The 11,937-nt window shown below is 72.9% G+C and carries 8 protein-coding genes and 1 tRNA gene; 3 read left to right on the plus strand and 6 right to left on the minus strand.

Annotated features, from left to right (window positions below):
* Positions 1-314 precede the first annotated feature (314 nt).
* On the plus strand, positions 315-2,108 hold the full coding sequence (locus ACFYR0_RS02820; RefSeq protein WP_389321149.1) for a coagulation factor 5/8 type domain-containing protein: 1,794 nt from the start codon (positions 315-317) through the stop codon (positions 2,106-2,108).
* 249 nt (positions 2,109-2,357) lie between these two features.
* On the opposite strand, the gene fusA is transcribed toward ACFYR0_RS02820, so the two are convergent.
* From fusA to ACFYR0_RS02845, 5 genes are all read right to left on the minus strand, one after another.
* Entirely contained in the window at positions 2,358-4,421 is a 2,064-nt protein-coding gene (gene fusA, locus ACFYR0_RS02825) for an elongation factor G (RefSeq protein WP_389321152.1), read from the minus strand.
* Positions 4,422-4,767: 346 nt separating this feature from the next.
* Complete coding sequence (locus tag ACFYR0_RS02830) at positions 4,768-5,469, minus strand: DNA polymerase beta superfamily protein (protein WP_389321155.1); 702 nt, start codon at positions 5,467-5,469, stop codon at positions 4,768-4,770.
* Positions 5,470-6,136: 667 nt separating this feature from the next.
* Positions 6,137-6,224, minus strand: a tRNA-Leu gene (locus ACFYR0_RS02835).
* Positions 6,225-6,594: 370 nt separating this feature from the next.
* A complete protein-coding gene (locus tag ACFYR0_RS02840) occupies positions 6,595-7,272 on the minus strand; it encodes a GntR family transcriptional regulator (RefSeq protein ID WP_389321158.1) in 678 nt (225 codons plus the stop codon).
* A gap of 102 nt (positions 7,273-7,374) precedes the next feature.
* Positions 7,375-8,322 carry a beta-ketoacyl-ACP synthase III gene (locus ACFYR0_RS02845; protein WP_389321161.1) on the minus strand — a complete coding sequence of 316 codons (948 nt, stop codon included), beginning with the start codon at positions 8,320-8,322 and terminating at the stop codon, positions 7,375-7,377.
* 411 nt (positions 8,323-8,733) lie between these two features.
* Between ACFYR0_RS02845 and fdhD the strand changes: the two genes are divergently transcribed.
* On the plus strand, positions 8,734-9,579 hold the full coding sequence (gene fdhD / locus ACFYR0_RS02850) for a formate dehydrogenase accessory sulfurtransferase FdhD (RefSeq protein WP_389321164.1): 846 nt from the start codon (positions 8,734-8,736) through the stop codon (positions 9,577-9,579).
* A 101-nt stretch (positions 9,580-9,680) separates the two neighbouring features.
* A complete protein-coding gene (locus ACFYR0_RS02855) occupies positions 9,681-10,907 on the plus strand; it encodes a DUF4185 domain-containing protein (RefSeq protein WP_389321167.1) in 1,227 nt (408 codons plus the stop codon).
* Here the strand turns inward: ACFYR0_RS02855 and ACFYR0_RS02860 are convergent.
* Positions 10,843-11,883, minus strand: coding sequence for a bile acid:sodium symporter family protein (locus tag ACFYR0_RS02860; RefSeq protein WP_389321170.1), 1,041 nt, complete (start codon positions 11,881-11,883; stop codon positions 10,843-10,845). The genes ACFYR0_RS02855 and ACFYR0_RS02860 overlap by 65 nt on opposite strands.
* Between the last annotated feature and the right edge of the window lie 54 nt (positions 11,884-11,937).

Raw genomic sequence — 11,937 nt, forward strand, 5'->3', positions numbered from 1 at the left:
ATCGTCCGACCCGCCGCCCGAGGACGAACCGCCCCCACAGGCCGCGGTGACGAGAGCGAGAGACAAGGTGACGGCACCTGCGGCCGCGGCTCTGAGGTTGCGCATGGTTCGGCTCCCGAATGCCATCATGGCTTAATTTAGGACGTGAGTTAAACCCTCGGAAACAGCCGCGTCAAGGGTTACGACAGGATCCGCGCGGATCCGTGAGGTCGCGTCACAGCCCTTGACGGATGCGTTCGAACAGTTGAAACATCATCGGCGAGAGAGCGCTCTCACAGCACCCTCCGTTCACTTTCTGAACCAGGAGCCGTCCCATGTCCGATGCCTCCCCGCAACCGCACGACCTGCGCCGATCCACCGTCGGCCGCCGCGCCGTGCTGGCCGCCGCGGCCGCCGCGGCACCCGTTCTCGCCGGTGTCACCACGCCCGCCTCGGCGGCCCCCCGCGCCCGCCGCCGTGCCCTGCCCGGCGGCGGGGACCTCGGTCCCAACGTCCTGGTCTTCGACCCGTCCACACCGGACATCCAGGCCCGGCTGGACGAGGTCTTCCGCCTTCAGGAGTCCGCGCAGTTCGGCTCCGGCCGCTACGCGCTGCTGTTCAGGCCCGGCACCTACCAGGGCCTGAACGCACAACTCGGCTTCTACACCTCGATCGCCGGACTCGGCCTCTCCCCCGACGACACCACCATCAACGGCGACGTGACGGTCGACGCGGGCTGGTTCGGCGGCAACGCCACGCAGAACTTCTGGCGCTCCGCGGAGAACCTCGCGCTCGTGCCCGCGAACGGCGCCAACCGCTGGGCCGTCGCCCAGGCCGCGCCCTTCCGCCGGATGCACATCCGCGGCGGCCTGAACCTCGCTCCCTCCGGCTACGGCTGGGCCAGCGGCGGCTACATCGCCGACAGCCGCGTCGACGGCCAGATCGGCCCGTACTCGCAACAGCAGTGGTACACCCGCGACAGCTCGATCGGCAGCTGGCTCAACGCCGTGTGGAACATGGTGTTCTCCGGCGTCGAGGGCGCTCCGGCGCAGAGCTTCCCGAACCCGCCGTACACCACGCTGGACACCACGCCCGTCTCACGGGAGAAGCCGTTCCTGTACGTCGAGCGCGACGAGTTCCGGGTGTTCCTGCCGGAGAAGCGGGTGAACGCACGCGGGGTGTCCTGGGGGAACGGCACCCCGCGCGGGACCTCGCTGCCGCTGTCGCGGTTCTACGTCGCCCGGCCCGGCGTGTCCGCCGCCACGCTCAACCAGGCGCTCGCGCAAGGGCTGCACCTGCTGCTGACACCGGGCGTCTACCACCTGGACCGGACGGTCCGGGTCGACCGCGCCGACACCGTGGTGCTGGGCCTGGGTTACGCGACCCTGGTGCCCCAGGGCGGGGTCACCGCGCTCAAGGTCGCCGACGTCGACGGGGTCCGGCTCGCCGGGTTCCTGATCGACGCGGGGCCGGTCAACTCCCCGACCCTGCTGGAGGTAGGCCCGCGCGGCGCCAAGCGCGACCACTCCGCCAACCCCACCACCGTCCAGGACGTGTTCATCCGCATCGGCGGCGCCGGCCCCGGCAAGGCCACCACCAGCATGGTGATCAACAACCGCCACACCATCGTCGACCACACCTGGGTCTGGCGCGCCGACCACGGCGAGGGCGTCGGCTGGGAGACCAACCGCGCCGACTACGGCGTCGTCGTCAACGGCTCCGACGTCCTCGCCACCGGCCTGTTCGTGGAGCACTTCAACAAGTACGACGTGCAGTGGTTCGGCGAGCGCGGCCGCACGGTCTTCTTCCAGAACGAGAAGGCGTACGACGCCCCGGACCAGGCCGCGATCCAGAACGGCGCCGTGCGCGGCTACGCCGCCTACCGGGTCGGCGACCGGGTCACCACGCACGAGGGCTGGGGACTGGGCAGTTACTGCTACTACAACGTCGACCCCACGATCGTGCAGGAGCACGGCTTCGCCGCTCCGGTGCGGCCCGGTGTGAGGTTCCACGGCCTGTCGGTCGTGTCCCTCGGCGGCAACGGCCAGTACGCGCATGTCATCAACGGCATCGGCTCGCCGACCTCGGGCACGTCCACGGTGCCGTCGACGGTGGTGTCCTACCCGTGATGTGACGGCCGACTGGTCCGCCGGTGGCTCGGGGGCGGGTGGTGGATCGGGTACGGCTGGTGGCTGGGGTACGGGTGGCGGCTCGGATACGGGTGGCGGCTGGGGTACGGGTGGCGGCTGGGGTATGGGTGGCGGCTGGGGTATGGGTGGCGGCCCCGCCCTTGGGGGTGGGGCCGCCGCCCATGCGCGGGTGTGCCGGGGCGATGGCGGCCTCTCCTTGGGGGGTGGGGCCGCCTGCCCGGCTGTGGGCTAACGCGTCGCGGTGGCCGTCGCCGGGGCCTGTGCGTAGCCGGTCGGGCGGGCCGTGAACGTGCCACGGCCCTGGGTGCGGCCGCGCAGACGCGTCGCGTAGCCGAACAGTTCGGCCAGCGGCACCGTCGCGGTCACGACCGCCGCCCCGCCGCGCTGCGCCTGGCCGGTGACCCGGCCGCGGCGCGCCGCGAGGTCGCCGAGCACACCGCCGACGGCGTCCTCGGGGACCGTGACGGTCACCTCGGCGACGGGTTCGAGCAGCACCATGTCGCAGGCGCGCAGGGCCTGGCGCAGCCCGAGCCGGCCCGCCGTGCGGAAGGCCATCTCCGAGGAGTCCTTCACATGGGTCGCCCCGTCGGTCAGCGTGACCCGCAGCCCGGTGACCTGATGCCCGTCGAACGGCCCCGCCGCGAGCGCGTCACGACAGCCCGCCTCCACGGCACGGACGTACTCCTGCGGCACCCGGCCGCCGACCACCGCCGAGCGGAACTCGAAGCCGGTGCCGCCCGGTTCACCTGACAGCGGCTCCACGTCCAGCACGACATGGGCGAACTGGCCCGCGCCACCGTCCTGTTTGACGTGCCGGTACACCGAACCGGACACGCCTCGCACGACGGTCTCGCGGTAACTCACCTTCGGACGGCCCACGTTGACCTCCAGTCCCAGTTCGCGGCGCATCTTCTCCACCGCGACCTCCAGATGCAGTTCGCCCATGCCGGACAGCACCGTCTGCCCCGTCTCCGCATCGGTGCGCACCCGCAGGGACGGGTCCTCCTCGGCGAGCCGGGCCAGCGCGGCGGACAGCCGGCCCGAGTCACGGGAGGTGAGCGCCTCCACGGCCACGGACACGACGGGGTCGGCCACACCCGGCGGTTCGAGGACGACCGGGGCGTCCGGCGCGCAGAGCGTCGAGCCCGGACGGGCCGCCTTCAGCCCGACCACGGCCACGATGTCACCGGCCACGGCCTGGTCCAGCGGAGCGTGGCGGTCGGCCTGCACCCGCAGGATGCGCCCGATCCGCTCGGTGCGCCGGGTGCCCGGGTCCCACACCGTGTCGCCCTTGTCCAGCGTGCCCGAGTACAGCCGCAGGAACGTCAGCCGCCCGGTCGGGGTGGCATGCACCTTGAACGCCAGCGCGGCGAGCGGTGCCGCCGGGTCGGCGGGGCGCTCCCGTTCCTCGCCCTCGTGCTCACCGCGTACCGGCGGCACGTCGAGCGGGGACGGCAGATACGCCACCACCGCGTCCAGCAGCGGTTCGATCCCGCGGTTGCGGTAGGCCGAGCCGCACAGCACCACGACCCCGTCCCCGCCTCGGGTGAGGTCCCGCAGCGCCGCGGTCAGCGTCGTCGCCGACAGCGTCTCCCGGTCGCAGAACTCCTCCAGCGCGGCCGGGTGGCGTTCGGCCACGGCCTCCTCCAGCAGGCGACGTCGTCGTACGGCCTCCTCGTGCAGTTCGGGTGGCACCGGGCCCTCCTTCGGCGCCTCGGCGCCTTCCGCCCAGACCAGGGCACGCATCGCAACCAGGTCGACGACGCCCCTGAAGCCGTCCTCGGCGCCGATGGGCAGCTGCACCACCAGCGGGGCCGGGTGCAGCCGGTCGCGGATGGAGTCCACGGCCCGGTCCAGGTCGGCGCCCGCGCGGTCCAGCTTGTTGACGAAGGCGATCCTCGGTACGCCGTAGCGCTCGGCCTGGCGCCACACCGACTCGCTCTGCGGCTCCACGCCCGCCACCGCGTCGAACACCGCGACCGCGCCGTCCAGCACCCTCAGCGAGCGCTCCACCTCGTCGGCGAAGTCGACGTGGCCCGGGGTGTCGATCAGGTTGACGCGGTGGCCGTCCCAGGCGCAGCTGACGGCGGCGGCGAAGATGGTGATGCCACGGTCGCGTTCCTGCGGGTCGAAGTCGGTGACGGTGGTGCCGTCGTGGACCTCGCCGCGCTTGTGGGTGGTGCCGGTGGCGTACAGGATCCGTTCGGTGACGGTGGTCTTGCCCGCGTCGACGTGGGCGAGGATGCCCAGGTTGCGGACGGTGGCGAGAAGGTTGGTGACGTTGGCGCGCACGGCCGTTGCCTTTCGGGTGTCTCCGAGTGGGTGCGGCGCGATTCACCATGACGACGGCATGGCCTGACGATCGGTCAGAGTCGTTGTCGAACCGTGGTGGTGGTCGTCACGGCGTCCGGTGGCCGCCGCGCAGCGGGCACCGGGCGGACGGAGACACCAGGATCACCTCGGACCGGGAGGGGGGAACGACGACAGCGGTGCGGTTGCGCACGGCCCGGCTCCCCTCGCTCGACACGGTGGCGCGCCGCCGGTGTGGGGGCGGCGCGCGTTGTTGCCGTGAGTGTAGGGAACCGGGGCGGGTGTCGGCATCCGGTTTTCCGGTCCGGGTGCGTGAACTTGGTCCAAGTCACACGGACTTGGCGTCCGGCGCGTAGAAGTGCCGGCGTACCCGGCGCAGCCAGGCGTCCGCCGGGGCCTCGTCGGGGCGTTCGGGCAGGGCGCTCGCCGTGTCGTCGAAGGCCTGCTCGAAGTGGTTGAGCAGCGGTACGGCTGCCTCGGGGTCCGACGCGACCCGGTCGCCGAAGTCGTGGTAGCCGTCCGGGTCCTCGACCGGGACGGTCAGCGCGCCGGTGCGGTACAGCTCGTAGCCCTGCTCGCACAGGCGCTTCAGGTGCCGGGCGTTCTTGGCGATCCGTCTGCGGGTGTCGGCGTCGGGGGTGCCGTCGCCCCGGCCGAGCAGCTTGCGGCACTGCTGGGTGGCGTAGCCGAGGTAGGCGTCCCTGACGCGGCGGGCGCTGAGGAAGGAGGCGCGGATGCCGATGAGTTCGTCACCGAGGGGGGTTCTGACCTCGTACAACTCGTCCGGGAGCCAGACGAGTTCCATCACGGTGGGGTTGCCGCCGAGGGCCAGTCGGCACCACTTGGCGGCCTCGTGGAGGGTGCGGTCGGGGGACGTGCTGACGTGGGACTCCTTGGGGGTGTGCAGGCCGTGGAGTTCCTCGGTGGGGGCCGCGAACATGCCCAGCCTGTCGACGTCCGAGCCCTCGCGGGCGAGGCCGTACGCGGTGGAGCCGACCACGCCGGACAGGAGGATGTTGGTGACGGTCATGGGAGCCCCCTGGTTCCGGGTGTGCGGGTTGTGGCCTGCCCATGATGGCCCGGGGGGTGCCGGGGTCACCTCGCATTATTTACGACGCGAAGCGACCACGGACGGGGGCGTCGGTCGCCCGCGGCGGGGACGGGACGGGACGGGGGGTGTCCGCCCGCAGCGGCCGCCGTCAGACACCAGAACCCCCGTAGGAGGCCAGCCCGGCGGACCGAGGACGGACACCCCCCGGCCCGGCCCCGCACCCCCACAAACCGCAGGCGCTACCGCAGCCCCCACCGAACACCGACAGGCCGCCGCAGGCGACGCAGGGGCGGGACCCTCTACGGCGACGATCCGCTCGGCGCGCCCGCCACCCACCGGGACGGCCACCGCCTGTCGATCGGGTTCGGGGTGGACGGCGGCGAGATCGCCGTCGTCTCCGCGATCATGCCCGAGGTGGCGGAACGCCGGGCCACGGACAAGGCGCTGCGGATGCGGTCGGCGGAACTGGAACGGATGCCGCCTCAGATCTCACCGCCCCGACGGGGCCCGGGCGAGGAGCCGTTGGGGTGTGGCCCCGCCGAATGCCGGCGCCCGGCTGCCGGTGCCCCGTTGAGGAGTGCGGGGCGCAGCCGGGGTTCCGGCGACACGAAGGGCCGGCCGGGAGTGATCCCGGCCGGCCCTTCGATGGTGTCCGAGGGGGGACTTGAACCCCCACGCCCGATAAAGGGCACTAGCACCTCAAGCTAGCGCGTCTGCCATTCCGCCACCCGGACAAGGTGTCTGCCGCCTGGCGCGGAGGTGTTCCCCGCGGCGACATGGACAACAATACCAAGCTTTCGGAGTGCCTTTCACCTGCGTTTCCGCCCGCTAACCTGGCCTGGTCGGCCCGTACGCCGCGAGCGGGCCGTCTCACCGCGCGTGACGCCGGGCGACCCCTCCCCCGACCGGCGCCCCGCCGCGCGCCGGCGCACGAGCCGCCGCTCGTCCGCCGGGCCCTGCCTCACGGTCCGCAGGGCCAGGCCGACGCCCATGAACACCCCGCGCCAGGACGCCCCCGAGGCCGCCGGGACCCGGCAGGCTCTCCCGGGCGTCAGGGAGGTCCTGCCAGTCCGCCGGGCGCGAGAAGCGCGTTCCCGACCGGCGTCAGGACGTGCCGCGGGCGTGGTACGACTTCCGGGTGTGCTCGGTGTGCTCGCGCATCAGCCGGCCGGCCAGCTGCTCGTCGCGTTCGTCGATCGCGGCGATCAGGGCGCGGTGCTCGATCCAGGACTGTGCGCCGCGCTGGCGGGCGACGGGCGTGTAGTACCAGCGCACGCGACGGTCGACCTGCCCGGCCAGTTCGGCGAGGACGGCGTTGCCCGCCAGCTCCATGATCTTGGCGTGGAACCGGGCGTTGAGGGCGACGGCGGCGTCGACGTCGTCGGCCGCGACCGCGCGCTCGCCCTCGGCGCAGAGCTCCTCCAGCGCGCTCACCCCGGCGGCGTTCGCGCCCGCGGCGGCGAGCCGGGCGGCCTCCGCCTCCAGCAGTGTGCGCACGGTCAGGAGCTGGTCGGCCTCCTGCTCGGTCGGCTCGTGCACGAACGCGCCCTGGGCGGGCCGCAGATCGACCCAGCCCTCGGTGTTGAGCCGCTGGAGCGCCTCGCGCACCGGCTGCCGGGAGACGCCGAGGTGCCCGGCGAGTTCGCTCTCGACGAGGTGCTGGCCCGGCTGGAGGGCACGGGTGCTGATCAGCTCCAGCAGTGCCTCGTAGACCCGCTCGCGCAGCGGCCCGGGCCGTTCGAGCTTCGGCACCGTCCCCTGGGGCAGTCCGGTCGACAACATGCGTCCCTCCTCGGCGGAGCCGTGCACCGCAGGCCGAAGCCGGTACGGATCGGCTTTCGTCTACAGCCTACGGCGCACAATCGAGGCCCGCCCGGAAGGGGCTCAGGGGCAGCGCACGACCTGCCCGGCGTAGGACAGGTTCCCGCCGAAGCCGAAGAGCAGGACCGGGTCGCCCGTGGAGATTGCGCCCTGCTCCACGAGCTTGGAGAAGGCCAGCGGGATGCTCGCGGCGGAGGTGTTGCCCGAGTCGACGACATCGCGGGCGACGACGGCGTTGACCGCGCCGATCTTCCCGGCGAGCGGCTCGATGATCCGCAGGTTGGCCTGGTGCAGCACGACCGCGGCGAGCTGTTCCGGGGTGAAGCCGGCCCGCTCGCAGGCCTGCCGGGCCAGCGGCGGGAGCTGCTGGGTGGCCCAGCGGTACACGCTCTGCCCCTCCTGCGCGAACCGCGCGGGCTCCCCCTCGATGCGCACGGCGTGTCCCATCTCGGGGACCGAGCCCCAGAGCACGGGTCCGATGCCGGGCTCGTCGCTCTCCGGGCAGGCCTCGACGACGGCGGCCCCCGCTCCGTCGCCGACGAGGACACAGGTGGTGCGGTCGGTCCAGTCGGCCACCGCGGACATCTTGTCGGCGCCGATGACCAGCGCGCGCTTCGCCGCGCCCGCGCGGACGGTGTGGTCGGCCGTGGCCAGCGCGTGGGTGAACCCGGCGCACACCACGTTGACGTCTATGGCCGCGGGCCCCGGGACGCCGATGCGGGCGGCGACCCGGGCGGCGGTGTTCGGGGACCGGTCGACGGCCGTGGAGGTGGCGACCAGCACGAGGTCGATGTCGGCGGGGGTCAGCCCCGCGGCCGCGAGCGCCTTGGCGGCGGCGTGGGCGGCCAGTTCGTCCACGGGCTCGTCGGGCCCCGCGATGTGCCGGGTACGGATGCCGACGCGGCTCCTGATCCATTCGTCACTGGTGTCGACCTTCGCCGTGAGCTCCTCGTTGGTGAGCACTCCGGCGGGCTGATAGTGACCGACAGCGGCGATGCGCGAGCCGTACATGTGTATGGACCCCCTATGACCTCAAGTTGCGGGATCCACCAGTCTTGTCAGTGACTGATCGGTAGCCGGACAGGTGATGTCACAGGAATCTCGTGCCCGCGTTGTCGGCTTCCGTCAGAGCCCGGCGCTCTGCGCGAACCCTTGCCGACCACTCGTCCATACCGTAGACAATATTTCGTCGACCAGATGCTGTCGTCGACGCGATCCGGCCGTTTCCAGCTCTGATCCGGCCGTTCCCGGCCTGCCGGGCATCCATGGCGGACCCGGGCCACCTCCGCGGTACTCCCCCGACCGGACGGAGCGTCCCCACGGTGAGACTCTCCCCGCGGACGGCCGCATGATGGGCGGGACCGTGCGGGACGGTGCAGGACAATGAACGCGTGAACCGACGGAACCGGGACTGATGGGCGCATGGGACGAGTCACGGAACGACGCAAGGTGATCCGGATCCGGGACGGGGTGGTCTCCGCCCGCCCGGACACCCTGGTCGCCGAGGAACCCCTGGAGATCCGGCTGAACGGCCGGCCGCTGGCCATCACCATGCGCACACCCGGCGACGACTTCGCGCTCGCCGCCGGGTTCCTGGTCAGCGAGGGCGTGCTCGCCGAGCGGAAGGACCTCCAGAACATCGTCTACTGCGCGGGCGCCACCGCAGACGGTGTGAACACCTACAACGTGGTCGACGTGCGGACCGCCCCGGACGTGATGGTCCCGGACATCACGCTGGAGCGGAACGTGTACACCACGTCCTCCTGCGGGCTGTGCGGCAAGGCCAGTCTGGACGCGGTGCGCACGACGGCACGCTGGTCCCTCTCCGACACTCCCCCGCTGCGGATCGGGCCCGGGCTGCTGGCCTCGCTGCCCGACCGGCTGCGCGCCGCCCAGCACGTGTTCGACCGCACGGGCGGCCTGCACGCGGCGGCGCTGTTCTCCGAGGACGGCGAGCTGATCGACGTACGCGAGGACGTCGGCCGGCACAACGCCGTCGACAAGCTGGTCGGCCGGGCGCTGCAGGACGGGCGGCTGCCGCTGTCCCGGGCGATCCTGCTGGTGTCGGGGCGGGCCTCGTTCGAACTGGCGCAGAAGGCGGTCATGGCCGGCATCCCGGTGCTCGCGGCGGTGTCCGCGCCGTCGTCGCTCGCCGTGGACCTGGCCGCCGAGACCGGGCTGACCCTGGTGGGTTTCCTGCGGGGAAGCTCCATGAACGTGTACGCGGGCGAGGACCGCCTCGCCCTGCGGTCGGCGGCCGGGTCCTGACGGTCCGGACCCCGGGGCGAGAAGCCCGGGCGTGACCGGTCGGGCCGCCGGATCCGGGGCCCCATGGACCCGGCGCGCCGCACCGGCTAACGTCGCCGGGGATGTCCGTCGACGCCCGCGCACGACAGCGCACGGGGGCCGGGATCGGCCTGCTGCTCGCCCTGGTGCTCGGGGCGGTGCTGCTCGGCGTGCTGCCCGAGGACGGTGACGGGAGCGACGACGGCTGCGCGCCCCGCGTCGTCGGGTCCTGGTCCGCCGACGACGCGCTCACCGGCGAGTTCGCCCGCTACGGCGACGACCCGGCCCGCGCCGACGACTGGACCGGCGGCGACGGCACCCACTCGGTGCGGCTGCCCGACGGCCGGCTGCTCTGGCTGTTCTCGGACACCTATCTCGGCCGGGTGTACGCCCCGCCCAACCCCTCCGGCGAGTCCGCCTCCTGGCGCGACGCGAGCACCCCCCTCGTGCGCAACTCGGCCGTGCTGATGCGCGACGGACGCCTGGAGAGCACCCTGCCCGCGCCCCTCTTCCCGGACCCCGCGCCCGGTCAGTGGCGCTGGCCGGTGGCCGCCCGGGTCGAGCCCCGGTCCCCCGGCGCCACCGAACAGGTGCTGCGCGTCCTGCTGTGGGTGCGCGCCGCCGGACAGCCGCCCTGGATCTACGGCACCCCCCTCGCCACCGAGGTCGCCACGCTCTCACTGCCCGGCCTGCGCGTGGAGTCCACCGTGCGGGTGCACGACGAGCAGGGCGTACCCGATCCGTCCCGACGCGTGCTGTTCGGGACGACGCTCGTCGAGGAGGACGGCTGGACGTACGTCTACGGCGGTGACGACGGCCGCCCCGCCGGACGCCCGGTGTCCTCGGCGTACGTCGCCCGGGTGCCCGAGGGCGGCCTCGGCGACCCGTCGGCCTGGGAGTACTGGACGGGCGAGGAGTGGTCGGCGGGGGTGCGGCCGGGCGCGGTGCTCGGGGACCGGACCCGCAGTGGTGTGGGCAGTGCCTTCTCGGTGGCGCGCGACGGGCGGACGTACGTGCTGTTCACCATGGCCGCGGGGACGGCCGGGCTGGCCACCGTGACCTCGTACTGGTCCTGCTCCCCCACCGGGCCCTGGCACGGTCCGGCCAAGGGCTTCGGGCCGCCGCTGCCGGGCTCCGGGGTCGCCGCGTACAACCCGCAGACGCATCCCGAACTGGGCGGCGGCGGGCGGCTCGTGCTCAGCTACGACGTCAACTGGCTCGACCCGGCGGGCGCCGCCGTCCAGCTCAGCGGGAATGTCGCCCTGTATCGACCGCGGTTCGTGACCCTGCGGCTGAGGAACGAGCGCTGACCGGTTCGACGGGGTCGCGGGAGCGGCGCCGGGCGATCACCGCGCACACCATCAGCTGCATCTGGTGGAAGAGCATCAGCGGCAGCACGGCCAGCGAGGCCTGCGCGCCGAACAGCACGCTCGCCATGGGCAGCCCGGCTGCCAGGGACTTCTTGGAGCCCGCGAACTGGATCGCGATCCGGTCGGCCCGGCCGAAGCCCAGCGCCCGGGAGCCGTACCAGGTCAGCGCCAGCATCACCGCGAGCAGCACGGCCTCGACCAGCAGCAGGCCGCCGAGCCGCAGCGGGCTGACCTGGTGCCAGACGCCCTGGACCACGCCCTCGCTGAACGCGGTGTAGACGACCAGCAGGATCGAGCCGCGGTCGACCAGGCCCAGCACCTTCTTGTGCCGCTTCACGAAGGCCCCGATCCAGGGGCGCAGTAGCTGCCCCGCGAGGAAGGGCACGAGCAGGTGCAGCACGATCCCGAGCAGCGCGTCGGCCGAGAACCCGCCCGTGCCGCCGCCCAGCAGGGAGGCCGCGAGCAGCGGGGTGAGCACGATGCCCACGAGGGAGGAGAAGGAACCGGCGCAGATCGCGGCGGGCACGTTGCCGCGGGCGATCGAGGTGAAGGCGATCGAGGACTGGATGGTCGAGGGAACGAGGGTGAGGAAGAGCAGGCCCTGGTGGAGCGGCTGGGTCAGCAGCAGCGGGACGAGGCCGCGGGCGGCCAGGCCCAGCAGCGGGAAGACCATGAAGGTGCAGGCCAGGACCGTGAGGTGCAGCCGCCAGTGGCGCAGGCCGTCCAGCGCCTCACGGGTGGACAGGCGCACGCCGTACAGGAAGAACAGCAGCGCGATCGCCACGTCGGAGGCGCCGGACGCGATGTCCGCGCCCACTCCGCGCGCCGGGAGCAGGGCGGCGAACCCGACGGTCCCGAGCAGCAGCAGGACGTACGGATCGATCGGCAGCCGACTCGGCCGGGTCAGGCGTCTCACGGTGCTCGGTCGCTCCACTTGTGTTCGGTCACTCGCCTTGCCTTCCGCCCCGTC

Source organism: Streptomyces sp. NPDC005017, assembly GCF_042873115.1.
Lineage (GTDB): Bacteria > Actinomycetota > Actinomycetes > Streptomycetales > Streptomycetaceae > Streptomyces.

What these genes read in the sequence shown, in the direction of transcription:
- fdhD (WP_389321164.1), top strand. Translation starts at nt 8,734, where the DNA reads ATGGGACGAGTCACGGAACGACGCAAGGTGATCCGGATCCGGGACGGG.
- ACFYR0_RS02820 (WP_389321149.1), top strand. Translation starts at nt 315, where the DNA reads ATGTCCGATGCCTCCCCGCAACCGCACGACCTGCGCCGATCCACCGTC.
- ACFYR0_RS02845 (WP_389321161.1), bottom strand. Translation starts at nt 8,322, where the DNA reads ATGTACGGCTCGCGCATCGCCGCTGTCGGTCACTATCAGCCCGCCGGA.
- ACFYR0_RS02830 (WP_389321155.1), bottom strand. Translation starts at nt 5,469, where the DNA reads ATGACCGTCACCAACATCCTCCTGTCCGGCGTGGTCGGCTCCACCGCG.
- ACFYR0_RS02840 (WP_389321158.1), bottom strand. Translation starts at nt 7,272, where the DNA reads ATGTTGTCGACCGGACTGCCCCAGGGGACGGTGCCGAAGCTCGAACGG.
- ACFYR0_RS02855 (WP_389321167.1), top strand. Translation starts at nt 9,681, where the DNA reads ATGTCCGTCGACGCCCGCGCACGACAGCGCACGGGGGCCGGGATCGGC.